The 22314-nt window shown below is 72.5% G+C and carries 21 protein-coding genes; 8 read left to right on the top strand and 13 right to left on the bottom strand.

Features of this window, described 5'->3' with window-relative positions:
- Nucleotides 1-99 precede the first annotated feature (99 nt).
- Both ACN27C_RS11465 and ACN27C_RS11460 read left to right on the top strand, forming a co-directional pair.
- A complete protein-coding gene (locus ACN27C_RS11465; RefSeq protein WP_120573021.1) occupies nucleotides 100-1434 on the top strand; it encodes a TrkH family potassium uptake protein in 1335 nt (444 codons plus the stop codon).
- On the top strand, nucleotides 1424-2092 hold the full coding sequence (locus ACN27C_RS11460; RefSeq protein ID WP_422751127.1) for a potassium channel family protein: 669 nt from the start codon (nucleotides 1424-1426) through the stop codon (nucleotides 2090-2092). The genes ACN27C_RS11465 and ACN27C_RS11460 overlap by 11 nt, the downstream gene beginning before the upstream one ends.
- Nucleotides 2093-2165: 73 nt before the next feature.
- Here the strand turns inward: ACN27C_RS11460 and ACN27C_RS11455 are convergent, their stop codons facing one another.
- The 7 genes from ACN27C_RS11455 to ACN27C_RS11425 form a co-directional block, all read right to left on the bottom strand.
- Complete coding sequence (locus ACN27C_RS11455; RefSeq protein ID WP_422751126.1) at nucleotides 2166-3791, bottom strand: serine/threonine-protein kinase; 1626 nt, start codon at nucleotides 3789-3791, stop codon at nucleotides 2166-2168.
- A 71-nt stretch (nucleotides 3792-3862) separates the two neighbouring features.
- On the bottom strand, nucleotides 3863-5419 hold the full coding sequence (locus ACN27C_RS11450) for a fused MFS/spermidine synthase (RefSeq protein WP_422751125.1): 1557 nt from the start codon (nucleotides 5417-5419) through the stop codon (nucleotides 3863-3865).
- Nucleotides 5420-5455: 36 nt separating this feature from the next.
- Entirely contained in the window at nucleotides 5456-6493 is a 1038-nt protein-coding gene (locus ACN27C_RS11445) for a coiled-coil domain-containing protein (RefSeq protein WP_364802911.1), read from the bottom strand.
- A gap of 184 nt (nucleotides 6494-6677) precedes the next feature.
- A complete protein-coding gene (locus tag ACN27C_RS11440) occupies nucleotides 6678-7487 on the bottom strand; it encodes an inositol monophosphatase family protein (RefSeq protein WP_194801486.1) in 810 nt (269 codons plus the stop codon).
- Nucleotides 7480-7932 (bottom strand): response regulator, encoded by a 453-nt coding sequence (locus tag ACN27C_RS11435; protein ID WP_091426599.1) that lies wholly within the window; start codon nucleotides 7930-7932, stop codon nucleotides 7480-7482. The genes ACN27C_RS11440 and ACN27C_RS11435 overlap by 8 nt, the downstream gene beginning before the upstream one ends.
- On the bottom strand, nucleotides 7929-9689 hold the full coding sequence (locus ACN27C_RS11430; RefSeq protein WP_422751124.1) for a sensor histidine kinase: 1761 nt from the start codon (nucleotides 9687-9689) through the stop codon (nucleotides 7929-7931). The genes ACN27C_RS11435 and ACN27C_RS11430 overlap by 4 nt, the downstream gene beginning before the upstream one ends.
- A gap of 53 nt (nucleotides 9690-9742) precedes the next feature.
- Nucleotides 9743-10936 carry a PP2C family protein-serine/threonine phosphatase gene (locus ACN27C_RS11425; protein WP_199733316.1) on the bottom strand — a complete coding sequence of 398 codons (1194 nt, stop codon included), beginning with the start codon at nucleotides 10934-10936 and terminating at the stop codon, nucleotides 9743-9745.
- A gap of 312 nt (nucleotides 10937-11248) precedes the next feature.
- Here ACN27C_RS11425 and ACN27C_RS11420 point away from each other — a divergent pair, with 312 nt between their 5' ends.
- On the top strand, nucleotides 11249-13627 hold the full coding sequence (locus ACN27C_RS11420; protein WP_422751123.1) for a M28 family peptidase: 2379 nt from the start codon (nucleotides 11249-11251) through the stop codon (nucleotides 13625-13627).
- Between the two features lie 84 nt (nucleotides 13628-13711).
- On the opposite strand, the gene ACN27C_RS11415 is transcribed toward ACN27C_RS11420, so the two are convergent.
- The gene (locus tag ACN27C_RS11415) at nucleotides 13712-14596 is read right to left on the bottom strand and encodes an NAD(P)-dependent oxidoreductase (RefSeq protein ID WP_422751122.1); all 885 of its coding nucleotides are present in this window, start codon (nucleotides 14594-14596) and stop codon (nucleotides 13712-13714) included.
- 29 nt (nucleotides 14597-14625) lie between these two features.
- Between ACN27C_RS11415 and ACN27C_RS11410 the strand changes: the two genes are divergently transcribed.
- Both ACN27C_RS11410 and ACN27C_RS11405 read left to right on the top strand, forming a co-directional pair.
- On the top strand, nucleotides 14626-14976 hold the full coding sequence (locus tag ACN27C_RS11410; RefSeq protein WP_013475175.1) for a winged helix-turn-helix transcriptional regulator: 351 nt from the start codon (nucleotides 14626-14628) through the stop codon (nucleotides 14974-14976).
- Between the two features lie 109 nt (nucleotides 14977-15085).
- The gene (locus ACN27C_RS11405; protein ID WP_422751121.1) at nucleotides 15086-15634 is read left to right on the top strand and encodes a YciI family protein; all 549 of its coding nucleotides are present in this window, start codon (nucleotides 15086-15088) and stop codon (nucleotides 15632-15634) included.
- Between the two features lie 4 nt (nucleotides 15635-15638).
- Here the strand turns inward: ACN27C_RS11405 and ACN27C_RS11400 are convergent, their stop codons facing one another.
- The 4 genes from ACN27C_RS11400 to ACN27C_RS11385 all read right to left on the bottom strand — a co-directional run bounded on the left by ACN27C_RS11400 (nucleotide 15639) and on the right by ACN27C_RS11385 (nucleotide 17658).
- Nucleotides 15639-16121, bottom strand: coding sequence for a hypothetical protein (locus ACN27C_RS11400; RefSeq protein WP_422751120.1), 483 nt, complete (start codon nucleotides 16119-16121; stop codon nucleotides 15639-15641).
- Between the two features lie 2 nt (nucleotides 16122-16123).
- Nucleotides 16124-16378: a Smr/MutS family protein gene (locus tag ACN27C_RS11395; RefSeq protein ID WP_013288724.1), complete on the bottom strand. Its 255-nt coding sequence runs from the start codon at nucleotides 16376-16378 to the stop codon at nucleotides 16124-16126.
- Between the two features lie 59 nt (nucleotides 16379-16437).
- Nucleotides 16438-16800, bottom strand: a complete 363-nt coding sequence (locus ACN27C_RS11390) for a tetratricopeptide repeat protein (protein ID WP_120572992.1) — start codon at nucleotides 16798-16800, stop codon at nucleotides 16438-16440.
- An 87-nt stretch (nucleotides 16801-16887) separates the two neighbouring features.
- Nucleotides 16888-17658 (bottom strand): ROK family protein, encoded by a 771-nt coding sequence (locus tag ACN27C_RS11385; RefSeq protein WP_350816906.1) that lies wholly within the window; start codon nucleotides 17656-17658, stop codon nucleotides 16888-16890.
- An 85-nt stretch (nucleotides 17659-17743) separates the two neighbouring features.
- Between ACN27C_RS11385 and ACN27C_RS11380 the strand changes: the two genes are divergently transcribed.
- From ACN27C_RS11380 to ACN27C_RS11370, 3 genes are all read left to right on the top strand, one after another.
- Nucleotides 17744-19381, top strand: coding sequence for an ABC-F family ATP-binding cassette domain-containing protein (locus tag ACN27C_RS11380; protein WP_357896443.1), 1638 nt, complete (start codon nucleotides 17744-17746; stop codon nucleotides 19379-19381).
- Nucleotides 19382-19419: 38 nt separating this feature from the next.
- A complete protein-coding gene (locus ACN27C_RS11375) occupies nucleotides 19420-19737 on the top strand; it encodes a hypothetical protein (RefSeq protein WP_013288728.1) in 318 nt (105 codons plus the stop codon).
- Between the two features lie 606 nt (nucleotides 19738-20343).
- The gene (locus ACN27C_RS11370; protein WP_357793205.1) at nucleotides 20344-21069 is read left to right on the top strand and encodes a methyltransferase domain-containing protein; all 726 of its coding nucleotides are present in this window, start codon (nucleotides 20344-20346) and stop codon (nucleotides 21067-21069) included.
- Nucleotides 21070-21175: 106 nt separating this feature from the next.
- Here the strand turns inward: ACN27C_RS11370 and ACN27C_RS11365 are convergent, their stop codons facing one another.
- Nucleotides 21176-22174 (bottom strand): LacI family DNA-binding transcriptional regulator, encoded by a 999-nt coding sequence (locus ACN27C_RS11365; protein ID WP_422751119.1) that lies wholly within the window; start codon nucleotides 22172-22174, stop codon nucleotides 21176-21178.
- Between the last annotated feature and the right edge of the window lie 140 nt (nucleotides 22175-22314).

Genomic DNA, 22314 nt, shown 5'->3' with positions numbered 1-22314 from the left:
CTGTTCGTCGATGGGGTACGCACAGCAGACCGGGCGTGGTTGACCGCCAGTTGGTCGGTTCCTGACCTGCCGGTGAATCTCCGGACGGAAGATGACGGGATGCGCCGCCTGCTCCGGAAGCCCGTACGGCTGGTGCCGTTGGGGTTCCTGGCGGTGATCCTGGTCGGCACCGGCCTGCTCATGCTGCCCTGGGCCACCAGCGAGCAGCGGTACACCCCGTTCGTCACCGCGCTGTTCACGTCCACGTCGGCGGTGTCGGTGACCGGGATGGCGATCACCGACACGCCGAACTACTGGAACGGCTTCGGCCTCGTGATGATCACCGTGCTGACGCAGCTCGGCGGTCTGGGCATCCTGACCGGGGCGTCGCTGGTGATCCTGGCCGTCTCCCGTCAGCTCGGCCTGCGTAACCGGCTGCTCGTGCAGGCGGAGACCGCCGAGTTCGGCCTCGGCGACGTACGCCGGTTGCTGCTGCGCATCGCGGCCACCGTCTTCGTCACCGAGGCCCTGATGACGGCGGTGATCGCCGCGCGCCTGTTCCTGGCGTACGACTACCGGCCGGGCCGGGCGCTGTGGTCGGCGGTGTTCCACTCGGTCCAGGCGTTCAACAACGGCGGGTTCGCGCTCTACTCCGACGGTCTGGTCGCGTTCTCCCGCGACGGCTGGGTCGCGCTGCCGCTCAGCATCGGCGCGATCATCGGCGGGCTCGGTTTCCCGGCGCTGTTCGAGGCGGTACGCGAGTGGCGGCAGCCCGAGCGCTGGGCGGTCGCCACGAAACTGACCGTCTGGGGCAGCGTGGTGCTGACCGTCTTCGGCGTCGCCTACCTGCTGCTGGCCGAGTGGGGCAACCCGTTCACGATCGGCACCTTCGACGTGCCGGGCAAGGTGCTGGCGTCGTTCACCCAGATCGCGTTGAGCCGTACGGGCGGCTTCGACGTGGTGAACGTCGGGCGGCTCACCGACGAGAGCTACCCCATGTTGATCGGCCTGATGTTCATCGGCGGCGGCAGCGCGAGCACCGCGGGCGGCATCAAGGTCTCCACGTTCTTCCTGCTCGGCTTCGCCATCTGGGCCGAGCTGCGGGGCGAGCCGGACACCACTGTCGGGCGGCGGCGGGTGGCGGCGGCGAGCCAGCGGCAGGCGCTGACCGTGGCGCTGCTGAGCGTGGCGCTCGTGGCCGGCGGGACGGTCGGCCTGATCGCGCTGACCTCGCACATATCGTTCTCGGCCGCGTTGTTCGAGGTCACCTCCGCGTTCAGCACCACCGGCCTGACCGTCGGGGTGTCCGGTCAGCTCTCCCCGCCGGGCCAGTACGTGCTGACCGCGCTCATGTACATCGGCCGGATCGGGCCGCTCACGCTCGGCTCGGCCATCGCGTTGAACACCCGTCGACGGCTGTACCGCTACCCGGAGGAGCAACCCATTGTCGGCTAGACATCCGGAGGAGACCGGCATCGCGGTGATCGGCCTGGGCCGGTTCGGCGCGCGCCTGGCGGAGTCCCTGTCCCGGCTCGGTCACGAGGTGCTCGCGATCGACCACGACCCGAACCGGGTCCAGCACTGGTCGTCCGACCTCGACCGGGTGGTGCAGGCCGACAGCACCGAGGAGGTGGTGCTGCGCCAGCTCGGGCTCGCGGACTTCCGCCGGGTCGTGGTCGCGATCGGCGCGTCGCTGGAGGCGAGCGTGCTCACCGTACTGGCGCTGGCCGAGCTGGGGATCGAGCAGATCTGGGCGCGGGCCACCTCGGAGAAGCACGCGAAGATCCTGCACTCGGTGGGCGCGCACCACGTGGTCTTCCCCGAGGCGGAGACCGGCGAGCGGGTGGCGCACCTGATCGTCAGCCGGATGCTCGACTTCATCGAGTTCGACGACGACTTCGCCATCGCCAAGATCAAGGTGCCGGCGCCGCTGGTCGGACGGTCGCTGCGCGACATCGCACCGCAGGACCGGTACGGCGTGATGGTGGTGGGCGAGAAGCAGCCCGGGGAACCGTTCCGCTACGCCGGGCCGGAGACGGTGCTGGGGGCGGACAGCGTGCTCATCGTGGAGGGCGGCATCTCCCAGGTGCAGCGCTTCTCCGCGCTGACCTGACCGCCACGCCGACCTGACCGTCAGCCCTTCTTCGGACCCTTGCCCTTGCCGTGCTCACCCCCCTTCGGCCGGTCTACTTTGCTTTTCCCTTCGGGCCCTCCTTGCCCTTGGGCGGCTTCGGCGCGGCCTTGGGCTTCGCCGGCTTGGCCTTCGCCGCCGGCCCGCTCTTGGTGGTGGTCTTCGCGGTGCTCTTGGTGGCCGGCTTGACCGGCGTCTTCACCGGCGGCGCGGTGGTCGGTGCCGAGCCGGCGATGCCGGAGACCTGCACGCCGCAGGTGCTGTCGCCGAGCGTGAACTCGACCGGCAGCGTGTTGCTCCCGGTGTAGCGACCGGCGAGCGTCAGCTTCGTCGACGCGCCGGGCGCCAGCGCCGGGTCCGTCGCCGGCGCGGCGATCGAGACGGTACGCCCCGCCTGACGCGCCGTGGGCTGGGACGTGGTGACGGTCTGCTTGCCGGGGAACGTGAAGTTCATGGTCCAGCCGCGCAGTTCCCGGTCGCTGGTGTTGGTGAGCGTCAGCTCGGCGGAGAACTCCTTGCCGGTGTCGCGGCGCAGCGAGTAGTCGACAGCGCAGGGGACCGCCTCGGGCAGGCTCATCCGCGCCTCGGTCGGCTCCACCCCGCCGCTGGCCGGGCTGCGCGACGTGAGACCCCACAGCGTGGCGGTCACCGCGACCAGTCCGACGGCGGCCACGCCGGCCTCCACCTTGCGCCGCCGCGCCACCGCCCGCCGCGTTCGGGTACGGACCGCCGAGAACGGCAGCGCGTCGGTCTCCGCCGACCACGGCAGGATCGTGGTTCCGGCGTTCTCGGCGAGCCCCGGGTCCATCCGGCCGAACGCCGGCGACACCGGCACGATCGCCGCGATACCGGCCGCCTCGGCGAGCGTACGGGCCACCTCGGCGGTGGCCGGGCGGTCCTCGGGGCGCTTCGCCAGGCACCGCTGCACCAGCGCGGCGACCGGCTCGGGCAGGCCCGGCACCGCGGGCATCGGGTCCGGGTCGCGGTACATGTGCGCGCGCAGCATCTGGGTGGTGGTGCTGGCCTGCCACGGCAGGCGGCCGGTCAGCATCCGGTAGAGCAGCAGCCCGACCGCGTACACGTCGGTGGCCGGCGAGACGTGACCGTTGTCCAGCCGCTCCGGCGCCAGGTACGCGGGCGTGCCGAGCAGCGCGCCGTCCGGCCCCTTGTCGCTCTCCCCCACCAGCGCCGAGATGCCGAAGTCGACGACCTTCACCCCGGTCGGGGTCAGCATGACGTTGCCCGGCGTCACGTCCCGGTGCACCACGCCACGGGCGTGCGCGGCGGCCAGCGCCGAGGCGACCTCCGCGCCGATGGTCATGGCCTCCCGCCAGGGAAGCTGCCCGTCGCGGCCGAGCCGCCCGCTGAGCGGACCGCCGTCGACCAGCTCCATGACCACGTACGGCACGGTCAAGCCGACCTGCACGGACTCGCCGTAGTCGTACACGTTGGTGATGTTGGGGTGGCACAGCCGCGCGGCGGCCTGCGCCTCCACCCGGATCCGGTGCCGGAACGCCTTGTCGCTGGCCAGCCGCGACGCCAGCACCTTGACCGCCACCTGCCGGCCCAGCACCTCGTCGTAGCCGCGCCAGACGACCGACATGCCGCCCGCACCCAGCTGCTCGACCAACCGGTATCGCTCGCCGAGCAGTTGCACGCCGTTCCTGACCGGTCCACCCATGGTCGGTCCTGTTGCCCGAAGTCGACCCCGGTACACCTCAGCGGTCGGAATCGGTCAGGAAAGTCACCCGTTCAGGCGGTCGCCAGCAGTTGGTCCACCGGCGCGTAGTCGTCGGTGAGCACCATCGCGTCGCCCACCCACCCGGTCACCGCCGCCTCGTCCATCAGCTCGGCCCGTTCGGGCAGCAGCTTCAGCCCGGGCGGGATCGCGGCGAGCGGCAATGGCGCGTCCGAGGCGACGATCACGAAGTTGGCGCCCTGCTGCCCGTCGATCGCGCCGGGCGGTGCGATGAGCGCGACGTGCGCGAACTCGGCCTTCACGGTGGCCAGCTCGGCCCGGATGAACCGGCCCGGCGGGTAGTCGATGACGTTCTGCACGTAGATCCCGTCCGGGCGCAGCACCCGGCGGATGTCGGCGGCCATCTCCCGGGTCGCCAGGTGCCACGGCACCACGAGGTGGCCGAACGCGTCGCCCACGATGAAGTCGCGGCTGTCGGTCGGCTCGCCGCGCAGCAGCACCCGCGCGTCGCCCACCTCGGCCCGCATCTGCGGGCCGGTACGCAGGCCCAGCTCCCGCCGGTCCAGCTCGACCAGCCCGCCGTCGAGTTCGAACACCAGGTTGTCGGTGCCGGGCCGGGTCGCGGCCAGGTAGTGCGGCACGGTGAAACCGCCGCCGCCCAGGTGCAGCGCGTCCATCGGCTGCTTCGCCGGCCGCGCCACGTCCGCGACCAGGCCGATCCACTGCGTGTACGCGTACTTCAGGTGGGTCGGCTCGCCCAGGTCGACGTACGAGTGCTCGGCCGAGTTGAGGTAGAGCGTGCGTCCCTGCGGCCACGACGGGTCAACCTCGACCCGGGCGCAGTGGTACGCGGTCTCCACGTCGCACGGGTTCGGCGCCGCCGCGGTGAGCCCGGCGGCGGCCAGACCGAGCAGCGCCAGCGCGGCCTTGACCCGGCCCGGCGCGGACAGCCCGCTCGGGCCGGCCTGCCGGCGCAGCCAGAAGCCGAGCGCCAGCCCGGTCACGCCGAGCACGGCGGCCAGCCCCAGCACGATGACGGTGCTGGACAGCGTCGCCACCAGCACGAAGCCGGTGCCGAGCGTGGCGGTGATGCCGCCGAGCGTGCCGATGCCGGACAGCTTGCCCACCACCTGCCCGGTCCGACGCAGGTCGGCGAGCTGGAGCTTCACCACGAGCGGGGTGATCCCGGCCAGCAGCGCGGCGGGCAGCAGCACGGTCAGCGCGGTCAGCAGGAGCACCGCGCTCGCCGCGCCGCCGCGCAGCGCCTCACCGGCGTACCTGACGATCGGCAGCGTGACCGCGGTGGCGATGCCGGCCAGCACCAGCGCCGGGGCGAGCAGGGTGCGCGGGTCACGCCGGTCGGCGAGCCACCCGCCGAACCACGCCCCGTACGCGATGGCGGCCAGCGCCATGCCGATCACCGAGCTGGTCACCTGGAGGGTCACCCCGACGTACGGGCCGACCAGGCGCAACGACACGGTCTCCAGCACCAGCACGGCCCCGCTGGAGAGGAAGACGAGGAACGCGGCGAGCCCGTTGGGCAGGGCCCGGGGCGGAACCGGGGCGCCGGCCGCCGGTTCCGCGATGACGTCGGACGATGTGCTGCTCACCGTGGCGATGCTACGCAGCGCTCGCGGCGGACCGGGTCAATACATCGAGATGTGAACATGGTTTGTGTGGTCCGCCGCCGGGCTGCCGCCGCCGCTGTACGCGCGCCAGCCGGTGTTCGGCATCCAGATCTGCCGATACCAGATGACGTACATGATGCCGAGGCGGTTCGCGTTGTTCTTCGCCCAGGCGGCGAGGCTGTCGCCGTACGCCTTGTCGCCGCCGGTGGCGGTCTTGTCCTCGAACCCGCCGCTGGCGGCGGAGAAGTCGCAGGCCCGGCCCTTGGGGTGCTCGCCGCCGCCACCGCTGCGGTGACACGAGGCGTAGCGCTTGTAACCGGCCCCCTTGGCCTGCTGGAGCATGTGCAGCGTGCGCGGCGTGATGCAGCCGGACGCGGGCGTCGGGTCGTCCACCGAGCAGGACTCCGACGGCCACGAGCCGTCCGAGTTGCGCGGCGCGGGCTTCGCCGACGAGGACGTGCCGTTGAACCCGGACCCGGCGCCGGAGCTGACCTTCGCCAGCGCCACCTCGGCGTCCTTCTTCTTGCGGGCCTGCACCGCGACCTGCTTGGCCTGCTCGCGCACCTCGGCGTCGATGGCGAGCTTCGCCTCGGCCGCCTGCGCCTTCGCGTCGGCCAGTTCCCGCAGCCGCTTGCTGTCCCGCTGGGCCATCACGTCCAGCTCGGCCGCGCGCTTGAGGAAGTCGTTCGGGTCGGCGCTGGCCAGCAGCATCGACGTCGCGGTCAGCCGGCCCATCCGGTACGACTGCGCGGCGACCTCACCGGCCTGCGCGCTGAGCCCGACGAGGCGTACCTCGATGTCGCTGAGCTGGGCGGCGAGCGCCTTCTGCCGGCGCTTGGAGTTCTCCAGCTTGTTCTGGGCCTCGATGTGGCCCTTCGCCGCCGCCTCCAACGCGGCCCGCAGCTGCTTGCTGCCGCCCTCGTTCGGGGCGTTCGGGCTGGGTACGGCGGCGGCCGGGCCGGCGGCCACGCCGGAGCCGAGCAGCACGGCCACCGCGGCGAGCGCGGCGAGCAGCGACCGCCGGACGCGCCGGCCGGTAGGGCTGGTCCTGGGCACGTGTTGGTCCTTCCGTCGACCGCCGGCCCCCGCACACCGAGCGGCGTCTCCGCCGGCGCCGGACGGCGGCCTGCTGGCGGAGACCGCCGGTCACGATACCGGACCACGCGCGACGCGCCAGGCCGGCGACGGCGTACGGCGTCCGACGTCGACGCAGCGTGCCGTGCCCGTCGCACAACGCCGCTCAACCGCCCAGCAGGGCGGCGCTCACCTCGTCCCAGATCTCCGGGCTCGACGCCACGAGCAGTCCCCGGCCGTCGTCGGCCGGGTGGTAGTCGGCGCCGTCGAACCGGCGGGCCACGCCACCGGCCTCGCGCACCAGCAACGTGCCGGGTGTGTGGTCCCACGGCAGGGTGCGCCAGAACAGCACGAACTGCTGCTCGCCGGTGAGCACGTCCAGGTATTCCCGGCCGGCGCAGTGCTGGCCGGGCAGCAGCTCACCGATGCGGCGTCCGCCCTCCTCCACCCGGCGGCGGAAGTCCGGCGGCAGGAACTTCGTCGCCGCGGTGCCGCGCAGCGCGCCCACCCGCGGCTCGGCCGGCGGCGCGCTCAGCGACGCCCCGTCCAGCTCGGTGCCGGCACCGAGCCGGCACGCCGCCATCGTGCCGTCGAGCGGGTCGTACACCCAGGAGGCCACCGGTACGCCGTCGGTGAGCAGCGCCGCCATCAGCGCGAACGGCCGGCGACCGGCGGCGAAGTTGGAGGTGCCGTCGACCGGGTCGACGAGCCACACGTCGCCGCTGCCGCGCAGGTGCCGCAGCAGGTCCGGGTCCTCGGCGACGGCCTCCTCGCCGACCACCACCGAGCCGGGACGCAGCCGCCGCAGGCCCTCGGAGATGAGCACCTCGGCCTCGCGGTCGGCGACGGTGACCACCTCGCCGGGTGCCTTCTCGGAGATGTCGGACGCGTCGAGCCGGCGGAACAACGGCACGACGACCTTGGCCGCCGCCTCCTTCAGCAGCGCGCCGACGTCGTCCAGCAGCGGGTCAGCCACGCGGCGGCAGCTTGACCACGCTGACGAAGAACTCGTCGATCTGGCGGACCACCGAGATGAAGCGCTCGAAGTCCACCGGCTTGGTCACGTAGGCGTTGGCGTGCAGCTGGTAGCTGCGCAGGATGTCCTCGTCGGCCTGCGAGGTGGTGAGCACCACGACCGGGATCCGGCGCAGTTCCTCGTCCTTCTTGATCTCCTCCAGCACCTCCCGGCCGTCCCGGCGGGGCAGGTTCAGGTCGAGCAGGACCAGGTCGGGCGTCACCGCGTCCGCGTACTGGCCCTCGCGGCGCAGGTAGGCGAGCGCCTCGGCGCCGTCGGAGACGACGGTGAGGCGGTTGCGGAGCTTGTGCTCCTCGAACGCCTCCTGGGTCATCAGCACGTCGCCGGGGTCGTCCTCGACGAGCAGGACCTCGATCGGGCTCTTGCCGTCCGCGGGCGCGGTCATCCCACCGTCTCCTTCATGCCACCGTTTGTACCGTGTCGGTCCGCCTCCGCGGGCGGCTCTTCGCGTGCCTCGCCGTCCGGCTGCCGCCCGACGTCCGCCGGGTCACCGTCGGCGCCCTCGGCGGCCGGCGCCTCGGCCGGCTCCGCGGCGTCCTGCGCGTCCGTCGTGTCGTCGTCCGCCGCGGTCTCCGCCGCCTTGGCGGCCTCGATGTCGGCCTCCAGCGCGGGCAGCGTGAACCGGATCGTGGTGCCCTCGTCGGCGTCGGTGTCCACCCAGACCCGGCCGCCGTGATACTCCACGATCTTCTTGACGATGGCCAGTCCGATGCCGGTGCCCGGGTACGCGTCCTTCGAGTGCAGCCGCTGGAAGATCACGAAGATCTTGTCGGCGAACTCCGGTTCGATCCCGATGCCGTTGTCCCGGCAGCTGATCTCCCACTCGCCGTCCACCAGCCGCGCCGACACGTGCACCTTCGGCGGCACGTCGGGCCGGCGGAACTTCACCGAGTTGCTGACCAGGTTGACCAGCAGGTTGGTCAGCAGCGGCTCCTCGCCGCGGATGGTGGGCATCTCGCCCCAGGTCAGCTCCGCGTCGGAGTACTGCAACGCCGCCTCGGTCTGCCCCGCCACGTCGCCCATCACCTTGTTCAGGTCGACCTCGGTGAAACCGGTGGTCAACCGCCCGATCCGGGAGAACGCCAGCAGGTCGTTGATCAGCCGCTGCATGCGCTGCGCGCCGTCGACCGCGAAGGCGATGTACTGGTCGGCCCGCTCGTCGAGCTGCCCGGCGTACCGCCGCTGCAGGAGCTGGCAGAAGCTCGCCACCTTGCGCAGCGGCTCCTGGAGGTCGTGCGAGGCGACGTACGCGAACTGCTCCAGGTCACGGTTGGACCGGGTCAGCTCCTCGGCCTGCTTCTGCAACTGGCTGTTGACCCACTCGATGCGCTCCCGGGCCTCGCGTACCTCGTCCAGCTCCCGGGCGATCTTCATCCGCATCTGGTCGATGTCGTCGGCGAGCCGGCGGAACTCCGGCGGCCCGGACCCCTCGATGCGGTGCCGGTAGTCGCCGTCGGCCACCTCACGCACCTGACCGACCAGGTCGGCCAGCGGGCGGATCAGGATCCGGTCCAGCGAGAGCAGCATGACCACGCCGGCCGTCGTCACCACCAGCGCGGCGATGATCAGCAGTACGACGAGCGTGTTGCTCGTCGCGTTGACCCGGTCGGCGGTCTCCTGCCGGACCGTGAGGATCTCCTCCTGAAGCGTGTTCACCGCCGTGCGGATGCCGTCGAACTGCTGGCGGGTCGCGTCGGTGATCAGCGCCTGGCCGGCCTCCGGGCCGTTCCGCTCGACCGTGGTGATGACCGGCTCGGCCACCTGGGTCCGCCACTGCGCGGTCTCCTGCTCCACCACGTCCAGCGACCGGCGCACGTCCGGGTAGTCGGCGGAGAGGTCGCGGATCGAGGCGACCAGGTCCTGCTCCCGCTTCACGCCCTCGCGGTAGGGCTCCAGGTCACCGCGGTCACCGTTCACCGCGTACCCGCGCACCGAGGTCTCCTGGTCGAGCAGGACGCTCATCAGCTCCTGCGCCTGGACACGCAGCGGACCGGTCTTGAGCAGCACCGCGTCGATGTTCTGCCGGTTCTTCGCGGCGACCGCCGCCTCTGCGGCGGCCAAGCCGAGCAGCAGCACCACCACCACGCCGAGCAGCGCGGCCACCCGCCGCCGCAGGGTCCAACCCTGCTGGTACGCCTTCACAGGTTCTTCTCCGTTCGGCACTGCGGGACTTGCCGGACCGGTTCGCTGTTCGCTCACCGGCCGGTGCCCCGGGTCACCAGCAACATCGCCACGTCGTCGGCCAACGGACCACCGTTGATCTGCTCGGCCCGCCCGACCAGCCACGCGGGCAGTTCGGACAGCGGCACCGCCCGGTTCGCCGGTTCGGCGAGCAGCCCGGTCAGGCCCGGCACGTCGAGGCGTTCGTCCCCGCCGTCCACCCGGCCCTCGATGAGGCCGTCGGTGTACATCAGCAGGGACCAGTCGTCGGTGTCGAACTCCAGGTCGAAGGCGACCGGGCGGCGCGGGCGTACGCCCAGCAGCAACCCGCCCTTGGCCGGCACCGGCGCGACCTTGCCGCCGCTGAGCAGCAGCGGCGGGGGGTGACCGGCGAGGCGTACGGTGGCCCGCGCCGACGCCAGATCGAGCCGGGCGGTGGCCACCGTCGCGAAGATCTCCTGGAGGCGGCGCTCACTCATCAGCACCTGCTCCAGCGCGGGCAGCACCTCGTCGTCCGGCACCCCGGCCAGCACCAGCGCCCGCCAGGCCACGCGCAGTTCGACGCCGAGCGCGGCCTCGTCCACGCCGTGCCCGCAGACGTCGCCGACGATCAGGTCGATCCGGTCCGGCTGGGTCTGCACCACGTCGTAGAAGTCACCGCCGATCAGCGCGGCGTGCCGGCCGGGCCGGTAGAACGTGTGCACCGACACCTCGTCGGTGGTCATCAGCGGCTGCGGCAGCAGGCCACGCTCCAGGCGGGCGGACTCGGCCTGGCGCAGCTCCACCTCGCGCAGCCGGCGGGCGTTCTCGTCGGCCCGCTTGCGCTCGACCGCGTACCGCAGCGCCCGGGTCAGCAGGACGCCGTCGACCTGGCCCTTGACCAGGTAGTCCTGCGCCCCCTCGGCGACCGCGACGATGCCCAGGTGCTCGTCCGAGCGGCCGGTCAGCACGCAGACCGCGGCGCCGCTGGCCATCTCCAGCACCCGGCGCAGCCCGTCCAGGCCCTGCGCGTCGGGCAGGCCCAGGTCGAGCAGGACGCAGTCCACGCCCATCACCCGCTGCCGGGCCTCGCTGAGGCTCGTGGCGACCAGCAGGTCGATCATCGAGTTGGTCTCGGCGAGCAGCTCGCCGACCAGGAAGGCGTCGCCCTCGTCGTCCTCGACCAGCAGCACCCGCAGCCGCTCGCCCGGCGGGACGCCGCCGTGCAGCCCCGCCCCGGCCGACGGCACGTAGACGGCACCCGACGCGCCGGAACCCCGCTGCGGTCGGGTAACCGCCGCGAGTCGCGGGAGTTCGCTGGTGATGTCGGGCTCCTTCCGAATGCCCTGCTGATCCTGACTCAGACAACAGTCGCACACCGCGCGACCGTCGCCGGTGCGGCGGAGCGTGTGACACGTCCATCCGGACAGCGGCACGGTCGACCCACGATGTTACGCCGGGAGCGCTGTCACGCCCGCAGCGCACCGACCGGGGACTGCCGCCGCAGGCCCCGGGGGTGCAGGATGATCCCCACCCCGTAGATCCACCCCGAGGAGTCCCCCGTGGGCGTACCCCCCACCCGCCCCGCCGACCGCGCGTTCGCCAGGCCCCGCCGGAGGCCGATCGCCGCCGTCGCCGCGACTGTGGCGCTGCTCGCCGTCGGGGCGGGCGTCCTGGTCGGCCTCTCCACCCCGGCGCCGCGTCCGGCGGACGCGCCGGAGGGCGAGTTCAGCGCCGGCCGGGCGTTCCGGAACGTCGAGGTGATCGCCGCCGAGCCGCACGTGGCCGGCAGCGCCGCCAACGACCGGGTACGCGAACACCTGGTGGGCACGCTGCGCGGGCTGGGCCTTCAGACCGAGGTGCAGGACGCGGTCGCGCCCGAGGCCGGGCAACTGTCCGGCGCGGCGGGCGGGGCGACGCTGGCCCGGGTCCGCAACGTGGTGGCCCGGCTCCCCGGCACCGACCCGACCGGGAAGGTGTTCCTGGTCTCCCACTACGACTCGGTGCAGACCGGGCCGGGCGGCAACGACGACGGCGCCGGCACCTCCGCGATCCTGGAGGTGGCCCGGGCGCTGAGCACCGGCCCGCGCCCCCGCAACGACATCGTCTTCGTGCTGACCGACGCGGAGGAGGCGTGCCTGTGCGGGGCCGCCGGATTCGCCGCCGACCACCCGCTCGCGCGCGACGGCGGGGTGGTGCTCAACCTGGAGGCGCGCGGCTCCACCGGTCCGGTGATCATGTTCGAGACGTCCCGGAACAACGCGAAGCTGGTGGAGATCTTCGGCAGGGCCGCGCCGCACCCGGTGGGCACCTCGTTCGCGGTGGAGATCTACCGGGCGCTGCCGAACGATACCGACTTCACCGCGTTCCTCGACCGCAGGTTCGTGGGCCTCAACTCCGCGTACATCGACGGCGGCGCGATCTACCACACCCCGCTGGACGTGCCGGCCCGGATGGACCGGGGCAGCCTCCAGATGCACGGTGACAACGCGCTCGGCCTGGCCCGCGAGTTCGGCCGCACCGACCTGGGCGACCTGCGTGCCGGTCACGACGACACCTACTTCCCCGTGCTCGGCGGCCTGGTCCGCTACCCCGGCTGGCTGACAGTGCCGCTCGCCGTGGCCGCGCTGCTCGCCGTCGGCGCGCTCGGCTGGCTCCTGCGCCGCCGCGGCCGGGCCACCGCCGGCACGCTCGCCGCCGGCTTCGGCCTCACCCTGGTGCCCGTCGTCGTGGCCCCGCTCGGCGCGTGGCTGCTCTGGACCGCGATCACCACGATCCGGCCCGGGTACGCCGAACTGCTCGACCCGTACCGCCCGGTGGCGTACCGGCTCGCCGTGGTGGCGCTCTCCGCCGCGGTGCTGTTCTGCTGGTACGCGCTGCTGCGCCGCCGGGTGGGCCCGGCCGCGCTGGCGTTCGGCGGGCTGGCCTGGCTGGGAGTCTTCGGTGTGCTGCTCGCCGTGGCGGTGCCCGGCGGGGCGTACCTGACGACACTGCCGGCGCTGGCCGGCGCGCTCGCCGGGTTCGCGGCGCTCGCCACCCGGCGCGACGGCCCGTGGCCGGTGGTCGCGGTGACGCTCGCCGCCGCGGTGGCGGTGGTGATCCTGCTGCCTCCGGTGGTGCTGCTGTTCCCGGCGCTCGGCATGGGCATGGGCGCGGTAGCCGCGCTCGTCGCGGTGCTGCTCGGCCTCGCCGTACTCCCGGTGGTGGACCTGCTGCACCCCCGGGCCGGCGGCCAGCGCGGTCTGCTGGCGCTGCGCGCACGCCGGCTCGGCGCGCTGCCCGCCGCGGCCGCCGCGCTGGCCGCGGTGGTGCTCGCCGGGGTCGGCCTCGCCGTGGACCGCTTCGACGCCGCGCATCCCGTGCCGACCCACCTGATGTACGCGCTGGACGCGGGCACCGGGAAGGCCGCGTGGCTCACTCGCGAGGAGAAGCCGCAGCCCTGGACCGACGGCTACGTCGACGGCACGGTCTCGATCGCCGACGACTTCCCCGGGCTGGGCACCACCGAGCTGCGCGGCGGACCGGCCACCGCGGCGCCCCTGCCCGCCCCGAAGCTGGAGTTGTTGTCCGACAGCCGCTCGGGCGACCAGCGCGTGCTGCGGGTACGGGTGGTGCCGCAGCGGCAGGTACGCCTGCTCACGCTGCACGTCGACACCGGCACGGCCACCGTGCGGTCCGCCTCGGTGGCCGGGCGGGACGTGCCGGTCGAGCCGGGCGACGGCAAGTGGGGATTCGGGGTCGTGTTCCACGCCCCGCCGCCGGAGGGTGTCGAGTTCACGCTGACGCTCGTGCCCCGGGGCGGTGCCGTTTCGGTGCGGGCCATGGACGCCAGTGACGGGCTGTCCGGGGTGCCCGGGTTCCGGCCCCGGCCGGAGGGTGTGGGCGTGGTCGGCTCGCACAGCTCGGAGATGCTGGCGGTGGCCCGCACGTACCCGCTCTGAGCGGTCTGCCTGATCGACACCACCTCGCCGGAGTGGCGGTATCCGCGCGCCGGGATACCGCCACTTCGGCGTACTGGCTGTGGGTCAGCGCCGCCCCAGCACCTCGGCGACCCGCAGGAAACCGTCCGCGCCGTGGCCCAGACCGACGGCCCGGCGGGCCATGCCCTCGGCCGCCCGCATCACCCCGGCGTCGATGCCGTGCGCCTCGGACGTGTGGACGATGTGCGCCATGGACGACACGGCGGAGGTGATCGGGTTGCCGTCTCCGGGGAAGGTGCCCGTGTCCATCTCCACCGCGCCCTCCTCGAAGATCGGCGGCAGGATCGCGGCGATGCCGGCGGCGAACGGCGCGAGTTCCCGAGCCGTCACGCCCTCCGCCCTGGCCACCGCCAGCGCGTGCGCGTACCCCGCCATCGCGGTCCAGAAGATGTCGAGCAGCGCGATGTCGTACGCCGCCGCGCGCCCGATCTCCTCGCCGAGGTGCGTGTGGGTGCCGCCCAGCGCGTCGAGCACCGGCTGGTGCTCCCGGTAGAGGCCGGCCGGACCGCTGTAGATGAGCACCGCGCCCGCGGTGCCGATGGTGGTGGTCGGCGTCATGATCGCGCCGTCCAGATACCGGATGCCGTGGCCGGCCGCCCATCCTGCGGTGTCCCTGGCCCGGTCCGGGGTGTCGGCCGTCAGGCTGGCGACCGTGCGACCCGTGAGCGCGGCGGCCACCGCATCGCGTCGCAGGATCGCGTCCGACGCGTCGTAGTTCACCACGCAGACCACAGTCAGCCCGCTCGCGGCGACCGCCTCCTCGGCGGTCCGTGCGCTCGTCGCACCCCGCTCGACCAGCTCACGGTCCTTGCCGGGCGTGCGATTCCAGACCGTCGTGGGCACTCCGGCGCTCAGGAAGGCGCCGGCCAGCGCACGACCCATCGGTCCCAGACCGAGCACCGTGACAGACTTGTCGGGGTTGGTGTTCACGCAGACTCCTCTTGTCGAACGGGACGCAGATGACGCGCAGCCGGGCCCAGGATCTGAACGTCTGTGGAGTGACGGCCGCGATCGCCGTGATCGACGGCAAGTGGAAGACAGCCCTGCTCTGGCTGCTGGAATCCGGCCCGCGCCGCCCCGGAGAGCTGCGCCGGCAGCTTCCGGGACTCACCGAGAAGGTGCTGACTCAGGCGTTACGCGAGATGGAGGGCGACGGACTGGTGCACCGGGAGGCGTACGAGGTGCTGCCGTTGAAGACCGAGTACTCGCTCACCACTTTCGGCCGCGAACTGGCCGAGGCGCTGGCTCCCCTCTCCGACTGGGGCCACCGCCGCCTGGACAAACTCGCCGAAGCCCGTACCGCCTCCTGACCTGTTCTTTTCCGCCTCTGCCCACAACCAGGTTCGTCGCGGTCGCGCACGGCGACAAGTACCCACAAAAAAGTGGCTACGTCTGCTGATCGACAGCGAGACTCGGGTCATGGAATTCCTCTGCTACCACCGCGATCGGCTCGGCTCGGCGTCTCTGCGCCAGGAACTGGTCGAGGAGCACTGGTCCTACATGGACCGGCACGCGGAGCAGATGATCGCGCGCGGCCCGACCCTCGCCGACGACGGCTCGCCGACCGGCAGCGTGCACATCCTGAGCCTGCCCGACCCCGCCGCCGCGCGGGCGTTCGCCTTCGACGAGCCCAACTACCAGGCCGGCGCGTACCGGGACGTGATGCTGCGGCGGTGGCGGAACATGCTGGGCCGCACCATGTGGGACTTCCCCGGCGGCCGGACCGGCGGCAACCGCTACCTGGTGCTCGGCCTCGGTCCGGAGCAGAGCGCCGGCCCGGTGTTGCCGCAGCGGCAGGACGAGCTGATCGCGTACGGGCCGCTGCTGTCCGACAACGGGGCAACGTGGCTCGGCACGGCGGCGCTGGTACGGGCGGCCGACCCGGACGAGGCACGGGCGGTGCTGGCCGCCGACCGGTACGCCGACGTCGAGGTGCACAACTGGGTGTTCGGCGGCCGTCCGGCGTAACCGGCTACTCGTGATCTCCCAGCCAGCCACCGATCCGCAGTTCGGACGGTACCTGTCCCTGCCGCAGCACCCACTCGTCAGCCAGAGACGCGACGACCAGGTCGCAGTGATCGAACCGCAGCAGGACACCGGTCGGCTGGGCCGATACGCCCCGGATCGGTGCGGCGTTCAGCAGCCGATTCCCGGGTAGCAGCGCCAGCAGATCGGGCCGTTGTGCCGGTCCGACGCGCGTCTCACCGTCCTCCCCCATGTCGTACGCCGCGTACGGCTCGGCGAACCGAAGACGCAACGCTTCGCCGGATCCATGGGCCATGAGCGGTGGCGTGCCCGAGAAGTGCAGCCAGAAGTGCAAGAGGCTCTCCGTGTCGCCGCCACGCCGGCCGCCGAACCAGTGGCGGGCCTCGGTGACCGCGACGAGATCCCGGCCGATGACCGGACGCAGCACCTGCACGGCCGCCGCTTCGGTGTCATCGGGTGAATCGGGCACGGCTACTTCCAGCGGAAGTGCACGAACAAGCGACCGAAGTTCTTCGAGTCCTTCTCGACCCGGTGGTAGAGCTGCTTCACGTCCTTCTGGTCGAGGAAGCGCAGCACCTTCTTCTTCAGCGCGCCGGAGCCCTTGCCCGGGATGATCTCCACGAGCGTGGCCTTCTTCGCCACCGCCTCGTCCATGATCCCGCGCAGCGCGCGATCGATGTCGTGGCCCTTGTTGTAGATGTCGTGGAGGTCGAGCTTGAGCTTCACGGTCCCATCCTAGGTACGCGGAAGGGCAGCCCGCCCGGGCTGCCCTTCCGCGTCATCGGTCAACGACCGACCTTGCCCTCCACCCGGCGCAGGGCGGTGGCGTAGTCGGTGTTCGTCGAGTACATCGCGGCCGCGATGCGCAGGTGCCGCAGCGCGTCCGCCGGCCGGTTCATCCGCTCCAGCGTGCGGCCGAGCACGTGGTGCGCGTAGTGGTCGCTCGGGTCGCGGTCGACCAGCGCGCGCAACTGCTCCTCAGCCCGGTTGAGCTGGGCCGACTGGAAGTACGCGCGGGCCAGCAGCTGCCGGACCGATGAGTTGTCCGGCTCCGCCTCGATGATCGGTTCGAGCAGCCGGGCCGCTCCGGTCGGGTCACCCGCTTCGAAGAACATGGTCGCCCGCCGGTACTCCGCCAGAAGATCCACTCGACCCACCTCCTCGTGTCGCGCCAGGCCCTAGGTCCGACGCTGGCACAACACCGACGGAACCGCGAGTGTTCCTGCGGTCGAAGATCAGGTGGTCGGGTCGTACCGGCCGCCGATCAGGTCCCAGGCCCGGACACCACCGACGATTCCGGCCGTGTTCGGGACGATCACCACGTCGTCGCCCATCCGGGCCACCTGCTCGGGCCGGATCAGCCGGGAGTTGCCGCCGCCGAGGTACAGCCGGTCCCAGCGGAACACCGGCCGCAGGCCGTCCACCACCTGCCGGATCCGCCGCGACCAGAACGCGTCGCCGAGCCGCCGTCGTTCCGGCTCCCCCACGTACGTGTCGTACGTGGTGTTCCACCGCACCGGCGCGTGCGACAACTCCAGGTGGGGTGCCAGCGTCCCGCCGTCGAACAACGCGCTGCCCAGCCCGGTGCCGAGCGTCAGCACCAGCTCGCAGCCGGTCCCGGCGACCACGCCCGCGCCGTGCACCTCGGCGTCGTTGAGCACCAGCGCCGGCACGCCGAACGCCTCGGCCAGCGCGGTGCGCGCGTCGTACCCGGACCACTCGGCTACCAGCTCCGGGTCGACGCGGCTGCGCGGCCCGGAACGGGTCACGTAGTGCGGCGTCGCCACCACCACGCCGTGCCGGATCATGCCGGGCATGCCCACGGTGAGCCGGTCCGCCGTGGGCAGGCGGGCGCCGAGATCCAGCAGCGTCTTGACGAACAGGCCGGGCGGCAACGGGTACGGCGTGGGCACGCGCAGCGGCCGGGCGCGCATGGTCCCGGCGGCGTCCAGCACGGAGGCCTTGATCCCGCCGCCACCGCAGTCGATCGCCAGTGTGGTCACCACGGCTGTGAGTCTCCCTCACACCGGTGCCGCCGCGAGCGCGGGTCACGGTAATCCGGATGCGCCCGCCGGTAGGCTCGACCACCTGATGAGCGCCACGTTGATCGCCAAGGACCTCACCGCCGGCCACGGTGACCGCCTCCTCTTCGAAGACCTCGACCTGGTCGTCGCGCCCGGCGACGTGGTGGGGCTGGTCGGGGTCAACGGCGCGGGGAAGTCCACGCTGCTGCGTACCCTCGCCGGTCTGCTCCCCCGCGAGCAGGGCTCTGTCTCGCTGAGCCCGCCCACGGCGACCGTCGGCTACCTGCCGCAGGAGCCGGAGCGCCGGCCCGGCGAGACGGTCCGCGAGTTCCTGGCCCGACGGACCGGGGTGACCGCCGCGCAGGCCGCGCTGGACGCCGCCACCGAGGCGCTCACCGCCGGGGCGGCGGGCGCCGACGACGCGTACGCGAACGCTCTGGAACGCTGGCTCGACCTCGGCGGCGCGGACCTGGACGAACGGGCCGCGCAGGTCGCCGCGGAGCTGGGTCTCGACGTCGGCCTGGACCACCCGATGACCGGCCTGTCCGGCGGGCAGGCCGGTCGCGCTGGGCTCGCGTCGCTGCTGCTCAGCCGGTACGACGTCTTCCTGCTCGACGAGCCCACCAACGACCTCGACCTGGCCGGGCTGGACCGGCTGGAACGCTTCGTCACCGGCCTGCGTGCCGGGACCGTCGTGGTCAGCCACGACCGCGAGTTCCTCACCCGCACGGTCACCCGGATCGTCGAGCTGGACCTGCACCAGCGGCAGGTCAACCACTACGGCGGTGGCTACGCGGCCTACCTGGAGGAGCGGGAGGTGGCGCGCCGGCACGCCCGCGAGGAGTACGAGGAGTACGCCGACACGAAGAGCGACCTGGAGGCGCGCGCCCGCACCCAGCGGGCGTGGATGGAGAAGGGCGTCAAGAACGCCCGGCGCAAGGCCACCGACAACGACAAGATCGGCCGCAAGTACCGCGCCGAGTCGACCGAGAAGCAGGCCGCGAAGGCCAAGCAGACCGCCCGGCTGATCGAGCGGCTGGAGGTGGTCGAGGAGCCGCGCAAGGAGTGGGAGCTGCGGATGGAGATCGCCGCCGCGCCCCGCGCCGGCGCCGTCGTGGCCTCGCTCCGAGGAGCAGTGGTACGCCGAGGCGGCTTCACGCTCGGCCCGGTGGACCTGCAGATCGACTGGGCCGACCGGGTGGCGATCACCGGGGCGAACGGCTCCGGCAAGAGCACCCTGCTCGCCGCGCTGCTCGGCCGGCTCCCGCTGGACGAGGGCCACGCCGCGCTCGGCCCGGGTGTGGTGGTCGGCGAGGTCGACCAGGCCCGAGGGCTGTTCCTCGGCGACCAGCCGCTGCTCGACGCGTTCGGTGCCGCCGTACCGGATCTGGCCCCGGCCGACGTGCGCACGCTGCTGGCGAAGTTCGGGCTGCGCGCCGACCACGTGCTGCGGCCGGCGGCGACGCTGTCGCCCGGCGAGCGGACCCGGGCCGCGCTGGCCCTGCTCCAGGGCCGGGGCGTGAACCTGCTGGTGCTCGACGAGCCGACGAACCACCTCGACCTGGCGGCGATCGAGCAGCTCGAATCGGCGCTGGCCAGCTACCCGGGAACGCTGCTGCTGGTGACCCACGACCGGCGGATGCTCGACGCGGTGAGCGTGAACCGGCGGCTGCGCGTCGCGGACGGACGGATCGCCGAACACTGATCCGTGCCGAGTCGCCCGCGCGGGTCCACAATGAGCGCATGCTCAAGTGGGAGTACGCGCTGCTGGTCCGCCGCCGCCAGGCCGCCGCCACCGACGCCGGGTGGGAGGTCGTCTTCATCTGGTACGGCCCGGACGGCTCCATGATCGACGTGACGCCGTACGGCGACACCGCGCTGGCCCACCTGAACCGGGCCGGCGACCAGGGCTGGGAACTGGTCGCGATGAGCGAGGATCCGTCGCTGCCGGGCAACAACGAGCTGCACCGCTACCACCTCAAGCGCCCGAAGGCAGCGGCTGCCCAGCCCCGCCAGCGCATGCGAGGCTCCCGCACAGTCCGCCGAACCCTCTCCCCCTGACCCCCTGCTCCCCTCCCGCCCTCCCCGCCCTCCCCGCCCTCCCCGCTCTCCCCGTTGATCTTGCAGTTGCAGCCTCTCGCATGTCCTCTTTGCGAGCTTGGTCCGGGCCACAACTCCAAGATCGGCGAAGGCCGACCCGCGACCCTGCCCCGCCTCCCCGCACAACCCCGCCCTGCAGGGTCGATCAAGGAGTTCGCGTCGGCTTCGCCCTCGATCCAGGACACAAACTCCTTGATCAACGGGGTCGGTCCGGGTCGTGGGAGATCTTGGAAGGAAGTGCCCCTATGAGGGCCGGAATCTTCCAAGATCTCGGGCGCGCTTCGGTGATCAAGGAGTTTGGGTCTCCGAGGGCGTCTTCTGCTGACACGAACTCCTTGATCACGGGCGACAGGCGGGGCGGCCGGGCCGACGAAGGGCGAGGGCGGGTCGGACGGGGCTGACGGACGGGCTGGGTGCGGCCGGGCGGGCGCGGCCGGGCGCGGGGCGCGGCTCGGGCGGAGGGACGAGGGCGGAGGGGCGGTTGGGCGGCAGCCCGGGGCGGGAGGACGACGGATGGGTGGGGCATATGGGGGTGAAAAGGGGGTAACGGGCCGCCGGAGGTGGCGCATGGTGGCGATGGGGCAGACCGCTCTCTCGGGTGAGCGACTCCGGCAGACCGACGGCTTCCTCGCCGAGGCGTGGGCCGACATGGTCCGGCACGACGAGCGGCTGCGCGGCACGGCCGTCGAGGTGCGCTTCGACCGGGGGGTCGCGCATCTGACCGGCGAGGTCGCCGACCCGGAACAGCTACGGCTGGTACGGGAGCTGATCGGCCGGCTGTCCGGCGTACTCGGGGTCTGGTGCCGGGTCACAGTGGCCGGGCGGGCGCCGGTGGTGGTGGACCTGGGCTGCGGTGCGACCAAACAGTGGCCGGGCAACCTGGGACTGGACATCTATCCGGCGCCGGGGGTGAACGCGGTCGCCAACCTGGCCGGCTCGCTGCCGCTGCGCGACGACTCGGTGGACGTGTTCTTCGCGGTGCACATCGTCGAGCACCTGATCGACTTCCTGCCGCTGTTCGACGAGTGCCACCGGGTGCTGCGGCCGGGCGGGGTGCTGCACGTGATGAGTCCCTGGTGGCGGCACGTCAACGCGGTGGCTGACCCGACCCACGTACGCCTGCTGGACGTGCAGACGTTCAAGGGCATCTGCGGTCAGCGCCCACCGGGTACGCCGCGCTGGTATCCGCTGCACGTCGGCTGCGACGGCGCCTCGATCTTCGCCGACCTGACCCCGCTGCCCGCAGACGCCCCCGCCCCGCCTGCCTCCCACCTGGCCCGCTTCTTCGACTGACCCCACCCCGCCCCAGAGACGCCCCAGAGACCGTCGATCATGAAGTTGACGGCACTCAAGGAGATCGACTTCGCCGTCAACCTCATGATCGACGGCAAGAACAGGGCTAGGCGGATTCGCGCAGGGCCAGGTGGTGGGGGGCTACCAGCTCACGCGGTGGGGAGTCGCGGTCGGGGCCCAGGCGGCCGGCGAGCAGCTCGACCGCGAGGCGGGCGATGCGTTCCTTGTCGGGGGCGACAGTGGTCAGCGTCGGGATCGAGAAGCGGCCGTCCTCGATGTCGTCGAAGCCGGCCACTGCGACGTCCTCGGGCACGCGCAGGCCCATCTCGTGCAGGGCGCGCAACGCGCCGAGCGCGAGCGTGTCGTTGAAGCAGAAGACGGCGTCGGGGCGTACCCCCGTGGTGAGCAGGTGCCGCATGGCGGCGGCGCCGTCCGCGCGGTGCCAGGCCGGCGCGGGCGCCACCAGGCGGGCGTCGTACGCGATGCCGGCCTCGGCCAGCGCGGCGGTGTAGCCGGCCAGGCGGAGCCGGGCGCTGGCGCCTTCGGGGGTGCGCTGGGAGCCGATCGCGGCGATCCGGCGGCGGCCGAGCCCGATCAGGTGGGCGGTGATCTCGCGGGCGGCGGCCACGTTGTCGATCATGACGTGGTCGGCGGGGCCGTGGTCGACGCGCTCGCCGAGCAGCACCATGGGCAGGCCGGCCAGCGCGGCGAGGTCGTCGGCGGTGAGTGCGAGCGGGCTCAGGATCAGTCCGTCGATCATGTGGTCGCCGATGCCGCTGGCGGCCTTGCGTTCCTGTTCGGAGCCGCCGCCGGTCTGGTCGATGAGCACGGTCCAGCCCTGGTCGGCGACGGCGGTGACGACGTGCCGGGCCAGCTCGGCGAAGTAGGGGATGTCCAGCTCGGGTACGGCCAGCGCGATCACGCCGGTACGGCCCTTGCGCAGGTTGCGGGCCGACAGGTTGGGCCGGTAGTTGAGTGCGGCGATGGCCTCCTCGACCCGGGCCCGGGTGTCGGCGCGCACGTGCTGGTAGCCGTTCACGACGTTGGAGACGGTCTTCACCGACACTCCGGCCCGCTCCGCGACGTCCTTGAGCCTGTGCCGCACTGCACTTCCTTCCGGTGAACGCTGGCCGCACTGTACCGCGCCACGACGACGCGACTGCCTCTTTACACGGGCGCTTACAACGTTGTAGAAACCACTGAAAGCGGAGTGACCGCGGTCACCCGCAACAGCAGCGAGAAAGA

Source organism: Micromonospora sp. WMMD1219 (assembly GCF_049315215.1).
In the GTDB taxonomy this organism is placed as follows: Bacteria; Actinomycetota; Actinomycetes; order Mycobacteriales; family Micromonosporaceae; genus Micromonospora; species Micromonospora tulbaghiae.
The sequence above is the reverse complement of the archived record's forward strand: the minus strand, read 5'-3'. Positions and strand labels throughout refer to the sequence as shown.